This window comes from Benzoatithermus flavus, assembly GCF_037908215.1.
GTDB lineage: Bacteria > Pseudomonadota > Alphaproteobacteria > Geminicoccales > Geminicoccaceae > Benzoatithermus > Benzoatithermus flavus.
On the sequence record NZ_JBBLZC010000006.1, the window covers coordinates 34,913 to 56,809 of the forward strand.

At 70.5% G+C, this 21,897-nt stretch carries 17 protein-coding genes; 12 read left to right on the forward strand and 5 right to left on the reverse strand.

Going from position 1 to position 21,897, the window contains the following annotated elements:
- Positions 1–10 precede the first annotated feature (10 nt).
- A complete protein-coding gene (gene betB, locus U1T56_RS07645) occupies positions 11–2,089 on the reverse strand; it encodes a betaine-aldehyde dehydrogenase (RefSeq protein WP_418158864.1) in 2,079 nt (692 codons plus the stop codon).
- A gap of 262 nt (positions 2,090–2,351) precedes the next feature.
- Between betB and purU the strand changes: the two genes are divergently transcribed.
- From purU to U1T56_RS07680, 7 genes are all read left to right on the forward strand, one after another.
- Positions 2,352–3,218, forward strand: coding sequence for a formyltetrahydrofolate deformylase (purU, locus tag U1T56_RS07650; protein ID WP_418158865.1), 867 nt, complete (start codon positions 2,352–2,354; stop codon positions 3,216–3,218).
- A 132-nt stretch (positions 3,219–3,350) separates the two neighbouring features.
- Positions 3,351–4,334 (forward strand): D-erythronate dehydrogenase, encoded by a 984-nt coding sequence (gene denD / locus U1T56_RS07655; RefSeq protein WP_418158866.1) that lies wholly within the window; start codon positions 3,351–3,353, stop codon positions 4,332–4,334.
- Positions 4,331–5,362, forward strand: coding sequence for a Gfo/Idh/MocA family protein (locus U1T56_RS07660; RefSeq protein ID WP_418158867.1), 1,032 nt, complete (start codon positions 4,331–4,333; stop codon positions 5,360–5,362). Before denD ends, U1T56_RS07660 begins: the two co-directional genes overlap by 4 nt.
- Positions 5,363–5,411: 49 nt before the next feature.
- Positions 5,412–6,257 carry a fumarylacetoacetate hydrolase family protein gene (locus tag U1T56_RS07665; RefSeq protein ID WP_418158868.1) on the forward strand — a complete coding sequence of 282 codons (846 nt, stop codon included), beginning with the start codon at positions 5,412–5,414 and terminating at the stop codon, positions 6,255–6,257.
- 233 nt (positions 6,258–6,490) lie between these two features.
- On the forward strand, positions 6,491–9,649 hold the full coding sequence (locus U1T56_RS07670; protein WP_418158869.1) for a PAS domain-containing hybrid sensor histidine kinase/response regulator: 3,159 nt from the start codon (positions 6,491–6,493) through the stop codon (positions 9,647–9,649).
- A gap of 181 nt (positions 9,650–9,830) precedes the next feature.
- Entirely contained in the window at positions 9,831–10,733 is a 903-nt protein-coding gene (locus tag U1T56_RS07675; protein WP_418158870.1) for an NAD(P)-dependent methylenetetrahydromethanopterin dehydrogenase, read from the forward strand.
- Positions 10,720–11,841, forward strand: a complete 1,122-nt coding sequence (locus U1T56_RS07680; RefSeq protein ID WP_418158871.1) for an ATP-grasp domain-containing protein — start codon at positions 10,720–10,722, stop codon at positions 11,839–11,841. The genes U1T56_RS07675 and U1T56_RS07680 overlap by 14 nt, the downstream gene beginning before the upstream one ends.
- Before the next feature lie 109 nt (positions 11,842–11,950).
- On the opposite strand, the gene U1T56_RS07685 is transcribed toward U1T56_RS07680, so the two are convergent.
- A complete protein-coding gene (locus U1T56_RS07685; RefSeq protein WP_418158872.1) occupies positions 11,951–12,142 on the reverse strand; it encodes a hypothetical protein in 192 nt (63 codons plus the stop codon).
- 153 nt (positions 12,143–12,295) lie between these two features.
- Here U1T56_RS07685 and mch point away from each other — a divergent pair, with 153 nt between their 5' ends.
- From mch to U1T56_RS07700, 3 genes are read left to right on the forward strand one after another with little or no spacing between them, the layout of a single operon-like run.
- Positions 12,296–13,276: a methenyltetrahydromethanopterin cyclohydrolase gene (gene mch / locus U1T56_RS07690; RefSeq protein WP_418158873.1), complete on the forward strand. Its 981-nt coding sequence runs from the start codon at positions 12,296–12,298 to the stop codon at positions 13,274–13,276.
- Complete coding sequence (locus U1T56_RS07695) at positions 13,263–14,180, forward strand: ATP-grasp domain-containing protein (RefSeq protein WP_418158874.1); 918 nt, start codon at positions 13,263–13,265, stop codon at positions 14,178–14,180. Before mch ends, U1T56_RS07695 begins: the two co-directional genes overlap by 14 nt.
- Positions 14,177–15,058, forward strand: coding sequence for a triphosphoribosyl-dephospho-CoA synthase (locus U1T56_RS07700; RefSeq protein WP_418158875.1), 882 nt, complete (start codon positions 14,177–14,179; stop codon positions 15,056–15,058). The genes U1T56_RS07695 and U1T56_RS07700 overlap by 4 nt, the downstream gene beginning before the upstream one ends.
- Here U1T56_RS07700 and glmS read toward each other — a convergent pair.
- The 3 genes from glmS to U1T56_RS07715 form a co-directional block, all read right to left on the reverse strand.
- Positions 15,045–16,868 carry a glutamine--fructose-6-phosphate transaminase (isomerizing) gene (gene glmS, locus U1T56_RS07705; protein ID WP_418158876.1) on the reverse strand — a complete coding sequence of 608 codons (1,824 nt, stop codon included), beginning with the start codon at positions 16,866–16,868 and terminating at the stop codon, positions 15,045–15,047. The two genes, U1T56_RS07700 and glmS, sit on opposite strands and share 14 nt — an antisense overlap.
- A gap of 110 nt (positions 16,869–16,978) precedes the next feature.
- Complete coding sequence (locus U1T56_RS07710) at positions 16,979–17,665, reverse strand: response regulator (RefSeq protein ID WP_418158877.1); 687 nt, start codon at positions 17,663–17,665, stop codon at positions 16,979–16,981.
- A 251-nt stretch (positions 17,666–17,916) separates the two neighbouring features.
- Positions 17,917–20,535, reverse strand: a complete 2,619-nt coding sequence (locus tag U1T56_RS07715; RefSeq protein WP_418158878.1) for a M10 family metallopeptidase C-terminal domain-containing protein — start codon at positions 20,533–20,535, stop codon at positions 17,917–17,919.
- 156 nt (positions 20,536–20,691) lie between these two features.
- On the opposite strand from U1T56_RS07715, the gene U1T56_RS07720 reads away from it, so the two are divergent.
- Together U1T56_RS07720 and U1T56_RS07725 are read left to right on the forward strand one after the other, a co-directional pair.
- Positions 20,692–21,537, forward strand: coding sequence for a sulfotransferase family protein (locus U1T56_RS07720; RefSeq protein WP_418158879.1), 846 nt, complete (start codon positions 20,692–20,694; stop codon positions 21,535–21,537).
- Positions 21,538–21,661: 124 nt separating this feature from the next.
- Positions 21,662–21,844, forward strand: a complete 183-nt coding sequence (locus tag U1T56_RS07725; protein ID WP_418158880.1) for a YjiS-like domain-containing protein — start codon at positions 21,662–21,664, stop codon at positions 21,842–21,844.
- The last annotated feature ends 53 nt before the right edge of the window (positions 21,845–21,897 follow it).

Below are 21,897 nucleotides of genomic sequence, written 5' to 3' on the forward strand. Positions count from 1 at the left end.
TCCGCTCCGCTCAGTAGGGGGCTTCGATCTTGGAAAGGGCCACGTAGACGCTCTTGAGCTGCGTGTAATGCTCGATCGCGGCCTTGCCGTTCTCACGGCCCAGGCCGGAAAGCTTGGCGCCACCGAACGGCAGCTCGATCGGCGTGATGTTGTAGTGGTTGATCCAGCACGTGCCGGCCTGGAGCTGCGCCACCACGCGATGACCGCGGGCGAGGTCGCGGGTGAACACGCCGGCGGCGAGGCCGTACTCGGTGTCGTTGGCCCGCTCGACCACCTCCGCCTCGTCGTCGAACGGCAGCACGGTCATGACCGGTCCGAAGATTTCCTCGCGCACGATGGTCATGTCGTCGCGGCAGCCGTCGAACACGGCGGGGGTCACGAAGAAGCCCTTCGCGAGCGGCCCCTCGCCGATGCGCTCGCCACCGATCAGGAGCTTCGCCCCTTCCGCCTTGCCCCGCTCGATATAGCCCAGGACCTTCTCCATGTGCTCCTTGGAGATCAGGGCACCCACTTGCGTTGCGGGATCGAGCGGATCGCCCACGCGCATCGCCTTCACGCGCGCGAGGAGCTTGTCGAGGAAGGCGGCCTTGACGCTGCGCTGGACGAAGACGCGCGTCCCGTTCGAGCAGACCTCGCCCGCGGAGTAGAAGTTGGCGAGGAGAGCGCCCGAGACCGCCTCGTCGATATCGGCGTCCTCGAAGATGATCAGGGGCGACTTGCCGCCGAGCTCGAGCGTCACGTACTTCAGGGTGCTCGCCGCATCGGCCATCACCGCCTTGCCGGTGCCGACCTCGCCCGTGAGCGACACTTTCCGGATCGCGGGATGGCGGGTGAGCAGCCGGCCCGTGTCGGCCATGCCCTGGACGACGTTGAACACGCCCGCCGGCACGCCCGCCTCCACCATGATCTCGGCGAGCTTCGAGGCCGTCATCGGCGTGAGCTCGGCCGGCTTGAAGATCATGGCATTGCCGCAGGCGAGCGCCGGGGCGGACTTCCAGCAGGCGATCTGCAGGGGATAGTTCCAGGCGCCGATGCCGGCGACGATGCCGAGAGGCTCGCGCCGGGTATAGCCGAAGCCGGCAGCGCCCAGATCGATGTGCTCGCCCGACAACCCGGCGGCGAGGCCGGCATAATACTCGATGCAGTCGGCACCCGAGATCACGTCGACGACCGAGGTCTCCTGGATGGGCTTGCCGGTGTCCTTGGTCTCGAGCTCGGCGAGCTCGGCATTGCGCTGCCGCAGGATGTCGGCGACCCGCCGCAGGATCCGGCCGCGCTCGGCTCCGGTCATGGCGGCCCACACCGCCTGGCCCCGGCGCGCGGCCGCGACGGCGCGCTCGACCTCGGCGGCGCCCGCGATCTCGACCCGCGCCAGGACCTCGCCCGTCGCCGGGTTGATCGTCTCGAAGGTCTCGCCGCTCCCGGAGGCGACGTACGCGCCGCCGATGTGGTTGCGGAGCAGGGGTGCGGTCATGGATCTGCCTCCCGAAGCTGTCGGATGGAAGGTGTGGGCGGACGAGACGAGCTGGGAATCCAGGAAATCGCTCGCGATGGCACATGCCTCGGCGCTGCCGGCGCCATTGCGCGCGAGCGTTGCGCGCAGCCAGAGCCCGTCGATCAGCGCGGCGAGGGCGCTCGCGATCCGCTGCGCCCGGTCGGGCGGAACGAGCCGCTTCAGGGCGTGCAGGAGGTTCGAGAGCAGCCGGCGCTCGTAGACGCGCTGCACGCGCCGCAGCCGGTCGGAGTGCCGGACCTGGCTCCAGAAGGCGAGCCAGACGCTGGCCGTGCGCTCGTCGAGCTCCTCGGGGGCCAGATTCGCCTCGATCACCGCCTGCAGCCGGGCACGCGGCTCCTCCGCCGCGGCGAGGCGGCGCGCCGTGCCGCGCCAGAGCCGGGTCGCGAGGCTGCGCATCGTCGCCTCGAGCAGCCCGTCCTTGTCGCCGAAATAGTGCGCCACGAGCCCCGGCGAGGCGCCCGCCCGCTTGCCGATCTGGGCCAGCGTGGTCGCGGCGAAGCCGACCTCGGCCATGACGTCGACCGTGGCCTCGATGAGCTGCTGGCGGCGATCGCCGACCCCGTTCATCTGCATCGTCGCGTTGTCCCTGACCCGCCTGTCCGGCCACCGACCGGACAGCTTTGATCGGACGTTCAATCAAGTAGTCTGCGCAGCTGGAAATTGGCTCTTCGAGGGGCTCGGCGCAAGAGGAATATTGAACGACCGTTCAACGATAGTCGGCCCGCGACCGATGCGGGAATGTCGCCTCCGTTCAGGCCCGCTGCCGATCCTGCGCTGGCAACCCCGCCCTCTCGGCAGCGATCCTTGCCAACCCGCCGAACGCCGGACGACGACGATGAACCCAGCCGAAGCCTATGTCCTGACCGTCACCTGCAAGAGCGAGCGCGGGCAGGTGGCCGAGATCTCGGGTTTCCTGGCCCAGCACGGCTACTACATCAACGAGCTCGCCCAGTTCGACGACGAGGACAGCAACCGGTTCTTCGCGCGCTGCCTGTTCCGTCCCGACGGAGCCCCGACCTTCGGCCTCGAGGCCTTGCGCGAGGCGTTCGCGGCCGGGCCGGCGACGCGCTTTCCCATGGAGTGGGCGATCCACGACGCGCATCGGCGCATGCGCGTGCTCATCATGGTCTCGAAGTTCGACCATTGCCTCAACGACCTCCTCTACCGCCACCGCACGGGCGAATTGCGGATGGACGTGACGGCCGTGGTCTCGAACCATCCCGATCTCGAGCCTCTCGTCCGCTGGCACGGCCTGCCCTACGTCCATCTGCCGATCACGCCGGCGACGAAGGCGGAACAGGAAGCGAAGCTCTGGGCACTGATCGAGGAGACCCGAAGCGAGCTCGTCGTGCTCGCCCGCTACATGCAGGTACTCTCGGACGAGCTCTGCGAGCGCCTGCGTGGACGCGCCATCAACATCCACCATTCCTTCCTCCCCGGCTTCAAGGGAGCGAAGCCCTACCATCGCGCCTACGAGCGCGGGGTGAAGCTGATCGGCGCCACGGCACATTACGTCACGGCCGATCTCGACGAAGGGCCGATCATCGAGCAGGTGGTCGAGCGGGTCGATCATACGCTCAAGCCCGAGGATCTCGTGGCGGTCGGGCGGGATTCGGAGAACCTGGCGCTGGCCCGCGCGGTGCGGCTGCATCTCGAGCATCGCGTGTTCATCAACGGCAACCGCACGGTGGTCTTCCGCTGACCGACGGCTCGGCGCCGCTGCCCCGCCATGCCCAATCCCGGGCTTGGCATCCGCCTTCGCACGCATTACCCCCCTTCCAGCGGTGGCCCGTGAGGGACGCACGGGCCATGGCCGCTTCGGGGAGGGTCGTCCATGCGAGTCCTGATCACGGGCGGGACCGGATTCATCGGCGGGAAGCTCGCGGCCGCGCTCTTGCGCGAGGGCACGTTCACGCTCGATGACGGCGCGGCGCGCCGGATCGAGCGGATCACGCTGTTTGACGCCGGCTCCGGCGAGGGCATACCGCAGGATCCGCGGGTCGAGGTGGTGACGGGCGACATCACGGATGCCGCGACCGTCCGCTGGCTGGCGCGGGATGCCGATCTCGTCTGGCACCTCGCGGCCGTGGTCAGCGCCGCCGCCGAGGCCGACTTCGACCTCGGCATGGCGGTCAACGTCGACGGCACGCGCCTCCTGCTCGAAGCCTTGCGCGCCACCGGGCGCCGGCCGCGGCTCGTGTTCACGAGCGGCTTCGCCGTGTTCGGCGGCGAGCTACCGGGCGTGGTCACCGACGAGACGGCCCCCACGCCGCAGACTTCCTACGGCATGGAGAAGGCCGTGGGCGAGCTCCTGGTCGCCGACTACAGCCGGAAAGGCTTCGTCGACGGCCGCTCCTTGCGGCTGCCCACGATCGTCGTGCGCCCCGGCAGGCCCAACAAGGCGGCCTCGGCCTTCGCGAGTTCGATCATCCGCGAGCCTCTGGCCGGCCACGAGGCCGTCTGCCCCGTGCCGCGTGACACCGCGATCTACATCCTCTCGCCGCGCCGGGCGATCGAAGCGCTCCTGCGCGCCATGCAGCTCGCGGATGCGGCGTGGGGCGTGAACCGCACGCTGTCGCTGCCGGGGATCACGGTCACGATCGGCGAGATGCTGGACACGCTCGCTGCGGTGGCGGGCGAGGCGGTGGTGGGCCGGGTGCGCATCGCCCCCGATCCCGCGATCCAGCGCATCGTCGAGAGCTGGCCGGTCCGGGTCGAGGCGCGACGGGCAAAAGCGCTGGGCTTCGCGGCCGACGGCTCCTTCGAGGAGATCGTCCGCAGCCATATCGAGGACGAGCTCCAAGAGACGGTGCGATGACGGAGCGTCATCGCGCCGGGCTGATCGGCTGCGGGTTCTTCGCGCGCAACCATCTCCATGGCTGGCGGGACCTCGGCGAAGCGGTCGAGCTCGTGGCGGTGTGCGACCTCGATGCGGCGAAGGCGCAAGCCGCTGCGGCGGCGTTCGCGGTGCCGCGCTGGTACACCGACGCGCGCACGATGCTGGAGCGGGAGCGGCTCGATTTCGTCGACATCGTGACCACGATGCCCTCGCACCGGCCGCTCGTGACGCTCGCGGCCGAGCACGGGGTCGCTGCCATCGTCCAGAAGCCGTTCGCGCCGACCCGGGAGGACTGTGTGGCCATGGTCGAGGCGTGCGCGGCCGCCGGTGTGCCGCTGATGGTGCACGAGAACTTCCGCTTCCAGTCGCCGATGCTGGCCGTGCGCGAGGTCTTGACGAGCGGTGCGATCGGCGAGATCACCTGGGCGCGCATCGCTTGGCGGACGGGCTACGACATCTATGCCGGCCAGCCCTATCTCGCGAAGGAAGAGCGCTTCATCCTGCTCGACATCGGCGTGCACGTCCTCGACCTCGCACGCGTGCTCGTGGGCGAGGTCGAGCGGGTCCATGCCGAGACGCAGAGCATCAGGCCCGGCATCGCCGGCGAGGACGCAGCCACCGTACTGCTTCGCCACCGTTCGGGCGCGGTGAGCGTGATCGACTGCTCTTACGCGAGCTACCGCGATCCCGATCCCTTTCCCGAGACCCTGCTCGAGATCGAGGGCCGGGAAGGCAGCCTCGTCCTCTCGCCCGGCCTCGAGCTCAAGGTCCGCGGCCGGAGCGGGACCAGCGTGCGTTCTTTGCGCACCCCTACCCTGCCCTGGACGGCCGAGCCCTGGCACGTGGCCCAAGAGAGCGTGCTCAACACCCAGCGCCACTGGGTGACGTGCCTCGAGGCCGGCCGCGAGCCCGAGACCTCGGGCCGCGACAACCTCAAGACTTATGCCCTCGTCGAAGCCGCCTACGAGAGTGCCAGGATCCAGCAGGCGGTGCGGCCGGGAGCATGAGCGGCACCCGCTTGCCGATGAACGCAACCTTCCTCACAGGAGAACGCCCATGAAGCTGCTCCGCGTCGGTCCGTCTGGCGCCGAGAGGCCGGCCATGCTCGACGCGCAAGGGGTCTTGCGCGACCTTTCCGGCGTCGTGCGCGACATCGACGGCGAGGCGATCTCGCCCGAAGGTCTGAAGCGGCTGGCGTCGCTCGATCCGACCAGCCTGCCCAAGGTCGAGGGCGCCCCGCGCATCGGGCCCTGCGTCGTGCGGCCGATGAACTTCGTCTGCATCGGCCTCAACTATGCCGATCACGCCGCCGAGACCAACGCGCCTATCCCCAAGGAGCCCATCATCTTCATGAAGTCGCCGAGCGCCTTCAGCGGCCCCTACGACGAGGTCAGGATCCCGCGCGGCTCGAAGAAGACCGACTGGGAAGTGGAACTCGGCGTGGTGATCGGCACGAAGGCCAGCTACGTGCCCGAGAACCGGGCCATGGACCACGTCGCCGGCTACTGTGTGGTCAACGACGTGAGCGAGCGCGAGTTCCAACTCGAGCGCGGCGGCACCTGGGACAAGGGCAAGGGCTGCGACACGTTCGGGCCCACCGGCCCGTGGCTCGTCACCAAGGACGAGATCCCGGACCCGCAGAACCTCAAGATGTGGCTCGAGGTCGACGGCAAGCGGATGCAGGACGGCAGCACGAAGACCATGATCTTCGGCGTGGCCAAGCTCGTGAGCTACGTCAGCCACTTCATCACGCTCTACCCCGGCGACATCATCAGCACTGGCACGCCCCCCGGTGTCGGCATGGGCATCAAGCCGGAGCCCGTGTTCCTCGAGCCGGGCCAGACCATCCGCCTCGGCATCGAGGGGCTGGGCGAGCAGGTCCAGAAGGTCGGCCAGGCCTGACGCGGATGGGGTGCAGGGCGTGGCACGGGTCCGCTCCCTGCACCGGCCCGGCCGCAAGGTCGCAGCTTCCACCCGAGCCGACGCTTTCCCCACCAGACAGCGCCCGATGCGACCCCTTGGACTCTTGCTCGATTCCCTGCGGCCATCGAGATCAAGTCGATTGAGCGTTAGATCGAATTGGTTCTTTCTGCTTGAAGTTTTCTCGAGCGCCACGTGAATTGAAGCAGGATGGCATGCCGGCCCTGACCCCCGACAGCTTCACGACAGCGGCCTTCCTGGCGGTGGCGGACGGCTCGGAGACCATCGGCATCACGGCGAACGCTGCGTTCGCCACGCTCGTGCGCCAGAAGCCGGGCGAGCTCACGTCCCCGCCGGAGCTGGCGCAGAAGCTCCGGGACTGGATCACGGGACAGGCCCCTGCCGCGATGTGCGAGCTGGTGCTGGCGCCAGGATGCTCGGCCACGGTGGCGCTCCATCGGCTGACCGACGACGAGCACGGACGCGCTCGGATCCTGGGCCTTGTGATGGGCGAGCCCCGCCCGATCGCTGCCGAGATCCCGGCCGGGACGGAACCGCCGCGGGCACGGATCGGCCGGATCACGATCTGGGAGCGCGACCTCGGCGATGGCACGGGCGCGGAGGCGCAGCCGATCCGCAGCTTCGAGCTCGGCGTCCGGCCGCCCGGGGCTGCGGCCGACCAGCCCGGCGTCTTCATCCATCCCGAGGACCGGGTGCTGCTCAACGCCGCCTTCGCGCGGGTGCGCGCCGGCGCTCCGGGCTGCAGCGTCGATGTCCGGCTCTGCTGCCCGGACGGTTCGATCCGCACGCTCCAGATCGAAGGCGCGGTGAGCCGGCGCGATGCGGCCGGTCGCCCGATCCGGCTGATCGGCGCCTCGATCGACGTGACCGAGCTGCGCGCCACCCAGGCGCGGCTCGAGGCCAGGGAGGAGCAGGCCCGGCAGCAGGTGGCGGAGTTGGAAGCACTCTACGAGCGGGCACCGATCGGGCTCGTCCTGCTCGACCGCGAGCTTTCGGTGCTGCGCCTCGGCCGCTGGCTCGCGGCGCGCGGCCTCGTGTCGGGCGATGGGCAGCGCGGCCGCAAGCTCGGCGAGGCGGCACCGGCGCTGGTGCCGATCATGGAGCCCCACCTGCAGCGCGTCCTGACGACCGGCGAGCCCGTCGACGGCGTCGAGGTCGAGATCGAGCTGCCCGGCACCCCCGGCAGGAAGCGCCACTGGCTGGAGCAGTTCTACCCGCTGCCCGCGGCGAGTGCCGTCGGCGGGATCGTGCAGGACGTCACCGAGCGCAAGGAGGCGGAAGCCCGCCTCAAGGAGAGCGAGGCGCGCTTTCGCCACCTCATTGCGACCCTCGTTCACGCCTTCGTCCTCGAGGAGCTGGCACCCGAGCGGCGGCTGCTCTACGTCAGCCCCGGCTACGAGCGGCTCTGGGGCCGCCCGATGGCCGAGCTCGAGCGCGATCCGGGGGCGTGGCTCGCGGCGGTCCGGCCGGCGGACCGGCCCGAAGTGGAGGCGGCGCTCGCCGCGCTCGCCGCCGCCCGCGAGCCCGTGCACCGGCAGATCGAGTACCGGATCGTGCGTCCCGACGGCACGGAGCGCTGGATCCGCGATCTGATGCTCTCGCTGCGCGAGCCCGACGACCACGGCCATCGCCTGGCGCGACTGGCGCAGGACGTGACCGAGCTCAAGGAGGCCGAGGCGGCGCTTCACCGCGCGCAGGCCGAGGTGGTCCGTCTTCTGACCGACCTGCAGGCGAGCCTGAGCTTCGTCGACCAGTTCCTGCCCGGCGTGCTGTTCCGGATGTCCTACGGACCGGACGGCGAACCGCGCTACAGCCGGGTCTCGGCCGCGGTCGAGCACTATTACGGTGTCGAGCCCGAGGCCGTCATCCGCGACGGCCGGCTCCTGCTCGAGCGCGTGCATCCCGAGGATCGGCCCGGCCTGCCCGTCGCCGCCAGCGAGCCGGGCCCGCGGCGGGCGCTCTATCGGGCCCGGGGGGCGGACGGGCGCTGGCGCTGGATGCAGGCCACGGTCATGCCACGCTGGCTCGAGAGCGGGGAGCTCGTCTGGGACGGGATCGCGATCGACGTCACCGCGCTCAAGGAGGCCGAGGAGGCATCGAAGGCGGCAGCGCTCGCCGCCGAGCGCGCGCGGGCGGCGGAGGCCCTGAGCAAGCGTCTGGCCGAGGAGGGGCGTGCCAGAGCCGAGGCGGCCGATCGGGCGAAGTCGGCGTTCCTCGCCATGATGAGCCACGAGATCAGGACGCCGCTCACCGCCGTGCTCGGCTTCGCCGATCTCCTGGCCAAGGCGCCGCTCGCGGACGAGCATCGCAACCATGTGCGCATCATCCAGGATACCGGCCGCGCGCTCCTCACCATCCTGAACGACATCCTGGATTTCTCGAAGCTCGAGGCGGGCAAGCTCGAGCTCGAGCTGCGGCCGCTCGAGCTCGGAGCGCTGCTCACGGATGTCATGGCCGCGACCCGGCTCCTCGCCGGGGAGAAAGGCCTCGACTTCCGGCTCGAGATCGCACCCGAGCTGCCGGCGAGCGTGCTGGCCGATTCGGTCAGGCTGCGGCAGCTCCTGAGCAACCTGCTCTCGAACGCGGTCAAGTTCACCGAGCACGGCTCGGTCACGCTGCGGGCCCGCGTGCTCGGTACCGACGGGCACGTGCTGACCGTCCGAATCGAGGTCGAGGATACCGGCATCGGCATCGGCGAGGCGGAGCAGCAGCGCCTGTTCAACGCGTTCGAGCAGGCCGACCAGAGCATCAGCCGGCGGTTCGGCGGCACCGGGCTGGGCCTTGCGATCGCGCGCCGGCTCACGGAGCTCATGGGCGGACGGATCGGTGTCACCAGCACGCCAGGGATCGGCAGCACGTTCTGGGTCGAACTGCCGTTCTCGCTGTCGGCGGCGTCGCCGCGAGCGGAGACCGCCATCGCCGACCAGCCGCAGGCGATGGTCCAACCGGCGCGCGTGCTCGTGGTCGACGACGTCGCCACCAACCGCCAGCTCATTGCCGCCCTGCTCAAGGCGCTGGGCCATGTGGTCACGCTGGCCGTGGACGGTGAGGAAGCGATCGCCAAGGCCGAGGCCGAGGACTTCGACCTCATCCTCATGGACGTCAACATGCCGAAGCTCGACGGGCTCTCGGCGGCGCGGGCGATCCGTGCCGGTCAGGGCCGCAACGCGCGCACGCCCATCGTAGCGCTCACCGCGAACACCTTTCCCGAGGAGATCGCCGCCTGCCGTGCCGCCGGCATGAACGGCCATCTCGCCAAGCCCATCGACCGGCGCTCCCTGTCCGCGATGCTGGCCGACCAGCTGCCTGCCCGAGTGGATCGCATGGTGCGCACCGGGCCTTCGACACCCTGATCGTCTTGCGCGTGGATCGGAGCGGCGGCCCGATTGTCTTCGGGTCGGCAATCGAGTAGCAGTCGGAGCCCCGACGGAGGAGAATGGCGCTTCCGCCCGGTCGGATGGCATGTGCCCTATCCACGCGCCGCCGGCGGACGGGAGCGGGGCGGACATCACGGCGGCGCGTAGGGAGGTTCCGGTGAGCGAGCCCAGGTTCATCTTGCATTTCGTCACTCCGCTCAAGAACGTGAGCCCGTTCGACGTCAACATGGCGGCGGACGCCGGCTTCGACGTGATCGTTCCTTATACCGACGTCGATCTCAAGGAGGTGGCCGGCCTCGTTCAGGATGCGATCTTCAGCCGGGCACCGCAGGACGGGAAGCGCACGGCCGTCCTGATCGGCGGGCGCGAGCCGCTGCTTGCGATCGACATGCTGGAGGCGGCGAAAAACGCCATGGTGCCGCCGCACTTCGAGATCTCGGTGATGGCCGACCCCTCGGGTGCCTTCACCACCGCCGCCGGCATGGTGGCCGTGGTCGAGCGGCAGCTTCAGACCAAAGGCCTCAAGCTCGAGGGCAGGCGCGTCGCGGTCTTCGGCGGAACGGGCCCGGTCGGCCGGATCGCGGGCCTCATCGCGGCCAAGGCCGGGGCGAAGGTGACGCTCGTGGGCTATGACGGGCTCCACCGCGTCACCGCGACCTGCGATCAGTTCGGCGAGCGGTTCGGGGTCGCCATGACTCCGGCCGACGGCAGCGACGACGCCAAGAAGCTGAAGGTGGTCGAGGACAGCGAGATCATCCTCGCCGCCGGACGCGCCGGCACCCGGATCCTGACCAAGGACCAGCTCGGGGCCGCACGTCGGCTGCTCGTGGCGCTCGACGTCAACGCCGTGCCGCCTGCCGGCCTCGAAGGCCTCGACGCCTTCGCCAACGGCACGCCGATCGAGGGTACGCAGGGCGTCGGCTTCGGGGCGCTCGCCGTCGGCAACGTCAAGTTCCGCACCGAGCACGAGCTTCTGGCTTCGATGCGCGATGCCGCGCCGCGCCGCTACATCGGCGTCGACGAAGCGTTCGAGGCCGCCCGCCGCCATGCCGCCGGCTGAGCCGGTCCTGATCTGCGCGCTTTCCGGGCGGGCGCTGGCCCAGTCGGCGCGGGCGGCGGGCTTCGCTCCGATCGTGCTCGACGCCTTCGCCGATCTCGACACGCGCGAGGCGGGAGCACTGTGCCGGCGCATCCCGGTCGATGCGCACTGGCGCCTGCGGCGAGGAGCGCTCCTCGCCGCCGCGGCACGGCTGGCGCCGCCGCCGATCCCGCTGGTCTGGGGCTCGGGCTTCGAGCGCGCGCCGGACTTGCTCGCGGAGCTCGCGGAGGGGCGCCCGCTCTGGGGCACCGAGCCCGCCGTCGTGCGGGCGCTCAAGGACCCGATCCGGTTCGCCGCCACGGCACAGGTGCTCGGCATCCCGCATCCCGAGACCCGGGCCGAGCCGCCGGCGCACCCACGCGGCTGGCTCTGCAAGCGGAGCGGCGCCGCCGGCGGCGGGCACGTGAGGCGCGCACCGGCCGCCGGCCGGCCGGCCGGCCACGGCTGGTACTGGCAGCGGATCGCCGTCGGCCGGCCCGTCTCGGCGCTGGTGGCCGGCAACGGGATCGAAGCGCTCGTGCTGAGCTTCAGCGAGCAGTGGCCGGCTCCTGCACGCGGGCGGCGCTTCCGCTTCGGCGGCGTGCTGGCCCCGGCGGGCCTGTCGGCCACCGCACGGGAGCGGCTGGGTGCAGCCGCGGCGGCCCTCGCCGCCCATTACGGCATTCGCGGGCTCGCCAGCGTCGATGCCCTCGTCGCCGGCGACGCGGTCACGATCCTCGAGCTCAACCCGCGGCCCGGCGCCTCGCTGGAGGCGTACGAGCAGGCGCACGGGGTGAGCCTGTTCGCCGTGCACCGCGCGGCCTGCGCCGGCGAGCCGCTGACGGCACTGCCGCCGGCCGGCCGGATCGCCGGCACCGAGATCGTCTATGCGTCGCGCGGCATGGTCGTCCCGCCGGGCTTCGTCTGGCCGGACTGGACGGCCGATCGTACGCCGGACGGGAGCATGATACGGGCGGGCGAGCCCGTCTGCACCGTGCGGGCGAGCGGCGCCGATCGCGCCACGGTGAAGCTGCTGTTGCGGGAGCGGCGCCGGCGCGTCTCGGCGCCGGCGCTGCGACTCGCGGCTTGAGCGGTGCAGCCACGTCGCACCGAGGACAGAAGCTCTTCGCGAGCGAGCTAATATCGACCTCGAGGCCCGACAGGCCCGGGAACGAGGCAGGCAGGTCGTGCGCTTTCGCTCACGCCCGAGGTGCGGAGCAGGTCCAGCGGCGGACCACCCAGTCCGGGTGCTCCTGGCGCCACTGAACGATCTGTAGCTGTCCGGTGATGGCGCACTCCATGAGGCCCATATGCTCGGCCGTCGGAACATAGTGCCGCTCGCAGCGACTCGGCTCCTTCAACAGGCACGCGAGGAGAACCAGCTCAATCATGACAGTCAGCTCTTGATCGACGTCTGGCCATCAGAACCCTGGATCCGTCACGGGGTTCCTCGATGCTGCCGCTCCCCTTGTGTCGTATCGCCTCATCTGCTGATGACCAAGCTCCGGAATCGCCAGCCCATGACCGACGAGGTGCCGCCGAAAATGTCCGAAGCACGCCCGAGCCTGGGGCAGGCCGCGCAGCCGCTCGTGGCGGCCCTCGTCGCCGATGCGGCAGCGCTGCGCCTCGAGGTCGGGCGCAGCGCTACCGGTGCCACGATCGTCGACGGCGGGATCGCCGCACCGGGCGGCATCGAGGCCGGCCGCCGCATCGCCGAGATCTGCCTCGGCGGCCTCGGCCGGGTCGAGATCACCGCCGGCTCGCCGTTTCCGGCCTGGCCGTTTCGCATCGGCGTCACGGCGAGCGATCCCGTGCTCGCCTGCCTCGGCAGTCAGTATGCCGGCTGGAGCCTGAGCCACGGGGAAGGCGAAGGCGCCTACTTCGCCATGGCGTCGGGCCCGGGCCGCGCCCGTGCCGTCAAGGAGGAGCTGTTCGGCGAGCTGGCCTATGCCGACGAGGCGGCGCCCGGCGGCTTCTTCGTGCTCGAGACGGATCGCGTGCCGCCCGAAGCGCTGATAGAACGGGTGGCGGCCGACTGCAGGCTCTCGCCTTCCGATCTCGTCTTCGTCCTGACGCCGACCACGAGCCTCGCCGGGGCCGTCCAGATCACCGCCCGCGTCCTCGAGGTGGCGCTGCACAAAGTGCACGCGCTGGGCTTCCCGCTGCGTCACGTGCGCGACGGGCTGGGCTCGGCCCCGTTGCCGCCGCCCTCGCCGGACTTCCTCACCGCCATGGGCCGGACCAACGATGCCATCCTGTTCGGCGGCGAGGTGCAGCTCTTCGTCGACGGCCCCGAGGATGCGGCCCGCGAGCTCGCGGAGAAGCTCCCGAGCTCGGCCTCGCGCGACTACGGCAAGCCGTTCGCGACGATCTTCAAGGAGGCCGGCTTCGACTTCTACCGGATCGACCCCATGCTGTTCAGCCCGGCCAAGGTGCTGGTGACGGCGCTCGCGAGCGGCCGCACCTTCACGGCCGGGATGCTGGCACCCGATCTGCTCGCCCAGTCCTTCGATGGCGCGGTCTGAGGTCGTCATCCTCGGCAGCCGGACGGAAAGCTGGCACGGGATCCGCCTGCGCCAGGCGCTGGAGCGGCACGGGCTCGCGGTGCGCCGGCTCGGCTTCGACCAGTGCCGGCTCGATGCCGGTGGCGGGCCGGGCGGCCCCGTCCTCGGCGATCTCGACGACCTGCCGGCCGCGGTCGTGGTCCGCTCGATCCCGGCCGGCAGCTTCGAGCAGGTGACGCTGCGGCTCGGCCTCCTGCACGCTCTCGCGGAGCTCGGTGTCCTGGTCGTGAACACGGCCCGCGCCATCGAGCGCTGCGTGGACAAGTCGATGACGAGCTTCCTTCTCGCCCGCGCCGGCCTGCCGACCCCGCCCACCTGGGTGACCGAGACGGCGGAGGAGGCCGCGACGATCGCGGCCCGCGAGCAGGCGGCGGGCCGGGCGCTCGTCGTGAAGCCGCTGTTCGGGGCGCAGGGCAAGGGGCTCCGGCTGGTCCGCGAGCCGGGCGAGCTGCCGGATCCTGCGGAGGTGGGCGGGGTCTACTACCTGCAGCGCTTCGTCGGCCGGCCCACGGCCGACGGTGCGGGCTGGCGCGACTTTCGCGTGTTCGTCGTCGGTAGCGAGGCCGTGGCGGCCATGGCCCGGCAGGGTACCACCTGGATCACCAATATCGGCCGGGGTGGACAGCCGGTGCCGGTGCCGGCGCGGGGTATCCTCGCCGAGCTCGCGGTCGCCGCCGCCGCCGCCGTCGGCGCCGATCATGCCGGGGTCGACCTGATCGAGACGGCGGAGGGAGGCTTTCTCGTCCTCGAGGTCAACTCCATGCCGGCCTGGCAGGGTCTCCAGAGCGTCACCCCGACCGACATCGCGGACCGCATCGCCGCGCACGTCGCGGCCCGTGTCCGGCCGGTGCTGGAGGTGGCATGACGCGCATCCGGCCGGGCGAGATCGCCGCGGCGTTCGTGGCCGCCTGCCGGGCCGAGCTCGAGGCGCTGAAGCCCGGCAACGTGCACGTCCACGCGGACGGGCACGGCATGACGGTCATGGATTTCGTACGCAGCGCCGAGGTCTCGGCCCCGTTCATCGCCGATCCGGGCTCGGGCATCGGCGCCCGCGTCCTGGCCGCGGTCGAGGCGACGCGCGCGGCCTGCGGCCAGAACACCAATCTCGGCATCCTGCTGCTCGCGGCACCGCTCGCGGCGGCGGCACAGGCCGGGGGCAGCCTGCCGGATGCACTGGCACGGCTGCTGGCCGGCCTCGACGTCGCGGACGCGGCATCCGCCTATCGCGCCATCCGCCTCGCCTCGCCCGGCGGACTCGGCCGCAGCGAGCATCACGACGTGGCGGCCGAGCCCGTCGTGACTCTCCTCGAGGCGATGCGCACGGCCGCCGGCAAGGACCGGATCGCACGGCAATACGTGACCGGCTTTGCCGACGTGCTGACGCTGGGATTGCCGCGGCTGCGCATGGCCCGTGCCGCGGGCTGGCCGGAACCTTGGGCCGTGACGGCGACCTTCATGGTCTTCCTCGCCCGCTTCCCCGATACGCACATCGTCCGCAAGCACGGGCCCGACGTGGCCGAGAAGGTACGCGCCACGGCCGCCGGACTCGATCCGCTGCTGCTGGCGGCCGACGACCCCACGGCGCTGCAGCCTCTGTTGCTGGCGCTCGACGGCGAACTCAAGCGGGCCGGGATCAATCCGGGGACCAGCGCCGACCTCGCGGTGGCGAGCTGCTTCGCCGATCTGCTCGTCGGGCTCGCCGAGACGGGCCCGATGCCGGGCGATCCCCCTACTCGACGGTGACGCTCTTGGCGAGGTTCCTGGGCTGATCGACGTCCGTACCCTTCAGCACCGCGGTGTGATAGGCGAGAAGCTGCACCGGCACCGCGTAGAGGATGGGGGCCACGAACGGGTCCACCTCGGGCAGGGTCACCGTCTTCCAGGCATAATCGCCCAGCTCCGCCACCCCCGCTGCGTCCGACAGCAGCACCACCTTGCCGCCGCGGGCCACCACTTCCTGCAGGTTGGACGCGGTCTTCTCGAACAGATGATCCCGTGGTGCGACCACGATCACCGGCACGTGCTCGTCGATGAGCGCTATCGGTCCGTGCTTCAGCTCGCCCGCGGCATAAGCTTCGGCATGGATGTAGCTGATCTCCTTGAGCTTCAGCGCCCCCTCGAGCGCGATCGCATAGGACGTGCCGCGGCCGACATAGAGCACGTCCCGTGCGGCCATCAGCTCGGCGGCGATGGCGCGGATCTCCTGATCCTTCTCCAGCACCTGCAGGATGCGCGCCGGCAGCTCGTCGAGCGCCTTGGTCAATGCCGCCTCGCGCTCGGGATCGAGCCGGCCGCGCGCCCGCGCCGCGCCCACGGCGAGGCAGGCGAGCGTCGCGAGCTGGGTCGTGAACGCCTTGGTCGAGGCCACCCCGATCTCCGGTCCCGCCAGCGTGCGCAAGGTCGCGTCGGCCTCGCGCGCCAAGGTGCTTTCGGGCACGTTGACCACCGCCAGCGCCGGGCAGCCCTCGCCCCGCAGATGGCGCATGGCTGCCAGCGTGTCGGCGGTCTCGCCCGACTGCGACACGAACAGCCCGACCTGGCCCGGCACGAGCGGGCTCGCGCGGTAGCGGAACTCGCTCGCGATGTCCCAGTCGACCGGCAGCCCGGCCAGGCTCTCGAGCCAGTATTTGCCGACGAGGCAGGCGTAAGAGGCGGTGCCGCACGCCACCGCCGCCACCCGGCTCACCGCCTGGAAGTCGAACGGCAGCTCGGGCAGGGTGATACGATGCGTGGCGGGATCGGCGAAGGAGCGCAGCGTGTCGCCGAGCACGGCCGGCTGCTCGAAGATCTCCTTCTCCATGAAGTGGCGGTGATTGCCCTTGCCGATGAGAGCACCGCTCAAGGCCGTCTGCCGGATCGGGCGCTCTGCCTCGTTGCCCTCGGCATCCAGGATCATGGCGCCCCGGCGCGAGAGGAAGGCGACATCGCCCTCCTCGAGGTACTGGATGCGCTCGGTCAAGGGTGCCAGCGCCAGCGCGTCCGAGCCGACGAACATCTCGCCCTCGCCGTAGCCGATCGCGAGCGGGCTGCCTTTTCGCGCCACGATCAGGAGATCGTCGCAGCCCTCGAACAGCATGGCGAGCGCGAACGCTCCTTTGAGCCGGCGCACGGCGGCAACCGCCGCCTCCTTGGGATCGAGGCCGCGGGCGAGCCCGGCGCCGATCAGGTGCGGGACGACCTCGGTGTCGGTCTGGGTGGCGAAGTGGTGGCCGCGGGCGACGAGCTCGGCGCGCAACTCCTGGAAGTTCTCGATGATGCCGTTGTGGACGACGGCGACACCTTCGCTCAGATGCGGATGGGCGTTGGTTTCGTTGGGCACCCCGTGGGTGGCCCAGCGGGTATGGCCGATGCCGGTGGTGCCGGGCAAGGGCTCGCTTGCGAGCCGCTCGGCGAGGCGGTCGAGCTTGCCCTGGGCGCGGCGGCGCTCGATGCGACCCTCGACCAGGGTGGCCATGCCGGCGCTGTCGTAGCCGCGGTACTCCAGCCGCCGCAGCGCGTCCAGCAGCAGCGGCGCCGCCGGCCGGCGGCCGATCACCCCGACGATGCCACACATGCGACGTCCCTCCTTCCCGCGTCTTTCACACCTGGCGCCCGTTGTCCGACGATAACGGGCATCGTGTCGTGGTGCAGCAAAAACCGTCGGCGCTGCGGCCGCATGGGCGATCAGCCCGGAAAGATGTAGCCGGCACCCCGCACCGTCTTGATCAGCTCGGGCCTGGCGGGATCGCGCTCGAGCTTTCGGCGCAGTCGTGTGATCCGGTTGTCGATCGAACGGTCGAAGCTGTCCTCGCCGCGCGGCGGGGCGAGGCGCAGGAGGTCCTCACGACCCAGCACCTTGCCCGGATGGGTCGCGAACGCGGCGACGAGGTCGAGCTCCATCTCGGAGAGCGGCACCTCTTCGCCCGCTGCCGTGCAGAGGCGAAAACGGCGCGTGTCGAACCGGTAGGGGCCGAAGGGCAGGAATCCCTCGGGCAGGCTCGCCGCCTTGGGCCGGCGACGGCGGAGCACGGCATCGATCCGGGCGCGCAGCTCGCCGAGATCGCAGGGCTTGGTGACGTAGTCGTCGGCCCCGACCTCGAGCCCGACCACCCGATCGATCACCGTATCCGCGCCGGTGAGCATGACGATGCCGGGATCGTGCCGCTCGCGCAGCCAGCGCGCGAGCTTGAGCCCGTCCTCGCCCGGCAGGCCCACGTCGAGCAGGACGAGATCGGCCGGGCGCTCCTCGAGCAGCCGGCGGAGCTCGCCGCCGTCGGCCGCGAGCCGCACCCCGTGTCCTGCGAGGCCGAGATAGTCGGCGAGCATCAGCCGGAGGTCGGCTTCGTCGTCGACGACGATCAGCTCCGCCATGGACTCCTGCCTCCCGCCGCCAGCCACGCGAGCTGCCATGAGATCAAGCCCCAATTCGCGCCGGCCAACAAGCCCGGCGTGGCGGTGCCTATCAGCACGACGGGGCGGCGGCGGGCTGTGGGGATTCGCACAGCCCGGCTTCTCGTACCCCGCTATGAGGAAGGGGCGCCGGTGCCGTGGCCGGCGCTTTCGGACCTGCGGTGTGACGGGGGCAGCTCGCGAGGGCTGCCCTTTCCCGTCCCGCCAGCCGACTACAGCACGAAGTCGGCGAGGCTCAGCACTTTCGTGCCGGTGAGCTGGATCTCGAATTCCCAGGCGGCATCGCCGTCGACGTTGCCGTGGATCACCGTGTTGCCGCCGACGATGGCATAGCCCAAAGAGCCCGCAGTGCCGGCCGGACCGGTGCCGACCCAGCGCGTGAAGGCCTGGTCGCCCGCAGCGCTCGTGTTGGCGTCGATTCCCGAAAGGTCGATCCGGTCCTCGCCGCGGGTGAAGTCGGTGATCACGTCGCGGCCCGTGCCCACCGGGCTGTCCTGCAGGCTGTCGTAGTCGAACGTGTCCCGGCCCGCACCACCGGTCAGCGTGTCCTTGCCCGGCCCGCCCCGGAACAGGTTGGCCCCGGCATCACCGATCATCCGGTCGGCATTGGCCGAGCCGATCGCACCCTCGATGCCGACGAGGCGGTCGGTCTCCGTACCGCGGCGGGCGACGTCGGTCGTGCCGCTGAGATCGACTGTGACGGCGCCGCCGAGCGCGAAGCTCGCGAGGTCGAACCCGGCACCGCCGTCGAGCACATCGTTGCCGAGCCCGCCGGCGAGGATGTCGTCGCCCTTGCGGCCGTAGAGCGTGTCGGCGCCGTTGCCGCCGCCGAGCGCGTTGGCGAGGTGGTCGCCGTAGATGACGTCGGCGTTGGCCGTGCCGTCGGCGTTCTCGATGCCGATCAGGATGTCCGTCTCGGTGCCGCGGGTCATCAGGCCGTGGCGCAGGTCGATGGTGACGCCGGCGGTGCCGCCGTCGTTGGCCCAGCTCACGAGGTCGATGCCGGCGCCGCCGTCGATGACGTCGTTGCCGAACCCGGCCTCGAGCAGGTCGTTGCCGCTGCCGCCATAGAGCCAGTCGTCCCCATCCAGGCCGTAGAGCTTGTCGTCGCCCTGCTGGCCGCCCAGCGTGTTGGCGCCGGCATGGCCGGTGAGCGTGTCGGCGTAGGCACTGCCTTCGAGGCTCTCGATGCCGACCAGCGTGTCGACGCCGAGGGCACCCGAGGAGCGGCCCGTGAGCAGGCTCACCGTGACGCTGGCCGTGGCATCGCGATAGCTCGCGGTGTCGATGCCGTTGCCGCCGTCGAGCAGGTCGTTGCCGAGGCCACCGCGCAAGGTGTCGCTACCCTCGCCGCCGCTCAGCGTGTCGTTGCCGGCGAGGCCGAGGAGGAGGTCGGCGCCGGCGAGGCCGGAGAGGGTGTTGGCCTTGGCGGTGCCGGTGAGCACGTCGTTGCCGGCCGTGGGCCTGGTCGAGAGGGCGCTCTGCGCCAGCTCGAAGGCGCCGATGTCGGGGCTGGAGGTGCCGGGCTGCGCGCGGGCGAGGCCGCGCTGGTCGGTGGTGCCTGCGGCAGCCGGGTCGGCGCCGCCCAGCGCCGGGTTGTCCAGCGCGTTGCGCAAGGCCACGGTGGGTGTCGGGCCGCCATTGTAGGACAGCAGGCCGCCATCGCTGTAGCTATTGACGTCGGCGAACAGGAGCGATCCCGAGACGTTCTCCAGATCGCCTGCGACATTGCCGGCGACGAAGGCCCCGAAGATGTTGTGGCCGTTGCTCGATGTGATCACCCCATCGATGCCATCCCCGTCGGAGTAGTAACCGATATTATTGCCGGCGACGATCGAGTTGCCGATCGAGAACTGCCCGCCAGCTTCTATGACGGATCCGCCCCAATCGGCGTGATTGTTCGTGATCGTGCTCCCCGAGATGGTCAGTTGGCCGCCGGCCGAGATGGCCGACCCGGAGCCGTAGCCGTATCGCATGGTCGCCGAGTTGCCGGCGATCGTGCTGTCGACGATGGTCAACTGGCTGGAAGCGGCCTCGATCCCACCGCCGCCGGCGGCATGGTTGCCGACGATGGCGCTCCTGCTGATGAAAGCGCTCCCGCCAATCAGCTCGATGGCGCCGCCGAAACCGTACTCGTAGAAGCTGGCGCAGTGATTCCCACTCAGCAGGCTGGACTCCACCCGCAGTGTGCTGCCGTTCTCCAAATGAATGCCGCCGCCACCGAAATAGGCGCCGTTGCCGCTGATGGTACTGTTCGTTATCGAGATCGTGGTGTAATTGCCTGCCGTGATGCCGCCTCCCACCCCAAAGGCATCGTTGTCGCTGATCGTGCTGTCCACGATCGTCAGGATGTTGCCGGAGCCCGCGTCGATGCCTGCGCCGTTGCCTCTGGAGCCGTCGCCATCCCCCAAAAAGGCATTGTCGCCCGTGATGTTGCCGGTGACCGTACAGCGCGTCAGGCTCAACTGGGCGCCACCCTCCATCTGGATGCCGGCGCCATCCCCTTCGTCCAGCTTGCCGCCCGTGACGGTCAGATCCTCGAGGCTCACCTGCGCTCCGCTGCCGCCGATCAGCATCACCCGGCTGCCACCTGCCGCATCGATGGTGATGCCGGCCCCATCACCGTTGCCGTCGCCATCGATGCGGAGGTGATCGGTGATCGTGAGCTGGCTGCCGCTGAGCACGACCCGGCCGCCCTCGAGCGCGGCAGCGAAATTGATCGTATCCATGCCGGCGTTGCCGTTGGCGAGCTCGATCGCCTCGCGCAGGCTGAGCCGGCCGTCGCCCGCGTCGACCACGTCGTCGAGCGTGGTCACGGTGAACGTCGCCATGTCCTTCCTCCCGGGCCTCTATGAATTTTCCGCAATAGGTCGCCTATAAAGCGCTCCTGCCTCGGCGGCAATCCAACCCAGCGGTTGGCCACCTTGACAGAATGGCGAGCGCGCCGCGTGCTCTCGGGGCCGATCCCGCCGCTACGGAGCCCCGCCATGCGCCCCAAGCTGCACTTCATCTCCGGCCTGCCGCGCTCGGGCTCGACGCTCTTGGCCGGCATCCTGCGCCAGAATCCCCGCTTCCATGCCGCCATGACCGGACCCATGGGCAGCCTGTTCGGGGCCCTGCTCGCCGCCATGGGGCCGCAGAACGAGACGGCGCTGTTCCTCTCCGAGGCGCAGAAGCGGGATCTCCTGCGCGCCCTGTTCGAGACCTACTACCGGCCGCAAGCAGACAAGGCGGTCGTGTTCGACACCAACCGTGCCTGGTGTGCGCGGCTGTCCCAGCTCCTCTCGCTGTTCCCCGAGGCCAAGGTCCTGTGCTGCGTGCGCAACGTGGCCTGGATCATGGACAGCATCGAACGGCTCGTGCGCCGGAACGCGTTCGAGCCCTCGAAACTGTTCGCGACCCCCGAGGAGCGCGCCACCGTGTTCAGCCGGGTGGAGGCGCTGGCACACCGCGACCGGCTCGTGGGCTTCGCCTGGTCGGCGCTCAAGGAGGCCTATTACGGCGAGCACTCGGGCTCGCTTCTGCTCATCGAGTACGACATCCTCTGCCAGCGGCCGCGCGAGACCCTGGAGCTCGTCTACCAATTCCTGGGCGAGCCCTGGCACGAGCACGACTTCGACAATGTCGAGTACGCCGAGCCCGAGTTCGATGCCCAGCTCGCCACGCCGGGGCTCCATACGGTGCGGCGCAAGGTGGAGTTCCGCCCACGCCGGACCGTGCTGCCCCCCGATCTTTTCGAGAAATATGCCGGTCTCGCCTTCTGGCGCGATCCCAAGGGCTCGGCCGCCTGGCGGATCACGGTGCAGGCCGGGGCGGAGCCGGCTGGGGGCTGAAGCCCGCGGCGCCATCGTCGGGTGTGACCGCTGCTACGGAGAACGGGCCGCCCCTCGGTTAAGCGGATCGCATGCCGCGACGGACGCGGCGGTGCGACCCCGACCGGAGCGAAAGGAGACGGTCATGACCCGGAGAAGCACGCGTGGAGCCTCGGTGCGCGCCATGCTGGAGCGGGTGGCGTGCTGGCAGCAGCGACGGCGGACCCGCCGGCTCCTGTGGCAGCTCGACGAACGGGAGCTCCAGGATATCGGCCTCAGCCGGGCGGACGTCTGGGCGGAAACGAGAAAACCGTTCTGGCGGGCATGAGGCAGCGCGGCCCGCCCGCGCGACACAATCGAAACAAAGCCGGCGCTATCATG

Excerpts from the sequence above, each read along its gene's own strand:
- U1T56_RS07695 (WP_418158874.1), top strand. The coding sequence starts at position 13,263 with ATGGCGCGGTCTGAGGTCGTCATCCTCGGCAGCCGGACGGAAAGCTGG.
- U1T56_RS07715 (WP_418158878.1), bottom strand. The coding sequence starts at position 20,535 with ATGGCGACGTTCACCGTGACCACGCTCGACGACGTGGTCGACGCGGGC.
- purU (WP_418158865.1), top strand. The coding sequence starts at position 2,352 with ATGAACCCAGCCGAAGCCTATGTCCTGACCGTCACCTGCAAGAGCGAG.
- U1T56_RS07710 (WP_418158877.1), bottom strand. The coding sequence starts at position 17,665 with ATGGCGGAGCTGATCGTCGTCGACGACGAAGCCGACCTCCGGCTGATG.
- glmS (WP_418158876.1), bottom strand. The coding sequence starts at position 16,868 with ATGTGTGGCATCGTCGGGGTGATCGGCCGCCGGCCGGCGGCGCCGCTG.
- U1T56_RS07700 (WP_418158875.1), top strand. The coding sequence starts at position 14,177 with ATGACGCGCATCCGGCCGGGCGAGATCGCCGCGGCGTTCGTGGCCGCC.
- U1T56_RS07725 (WP_418158880.1), top strand. The coding sequence starts at position 21,662 with ATGACCCGGAGAAGCACGCGTGGAGCCTCGGTGCGCGCCATGCTGGAG.
- denD (WP_418158866.1), top strand. The coding sequence starts at position 3,351 with ATGCGAGTCCTGATCACGGGCGGGACCGGATTCATCGGCGGGAAGCTC.
- U1T56_RS07720 (WP_418158879.1), top strand. The coding sequence starts at position 20,692 with ATGCGCCCCAAGCTGCACTTCATCTCCGGCCTGCCGCGCTCGGGCTCG.
- U1T56_RS07665 (WP_418158868.1), top strand. The coding sequence starts at position 5,412 with ATGAAGCTGCTCCGCGTCGGTCCGTCTGGCGCCGAGAGGCCGGCCATG.
- U1T56_RS07680 (WP_418158871.1), top strand. The coding sequence starts at position 10,720 with ATGCCGCCGGCTGAGCCGGTCCTGATCTGCGCGCTTTCCGGGCGGGCG.
- mch (WP_418158873.1), top strand. The coding sequence starts at position 12,296 with ATGTCCGAAGCACGCCCGAGCCTGGGGCAGGCCGCGCAGCCGCTCGTG.
- U1T56_RS07685 (WP_418158872.1), bottom strand. The coding sequence starts at position 12,142 with ATGATTGAGCTGGTTCTCCTCGCGTGCCTGTTGAAGGAGCCGAGTCGC.
- U1T56_RS07660 (WP_418158867.1), top strand. The coding sequence starts at position 4,331 with ATGACGGAGCGTCATCGCGCCGGGCTGATCGGCTGCGGGTTCTTCGCG.
- betB (WP_418158864.1), bottom strand. The coding sequence starts at position 2,089 with ATGCAGATGAACGGGGTCGGCGATCGCCGCCAGCAGCTCATCGAGGCC.
- U1T56_RS07670 (WP_418158869.1), top strand. The coding sequence starts at position 6,491 with ATGCCGGCCCTGACCCCCGACAGCTTCACGACAGCGGCCTTCCTGGCG.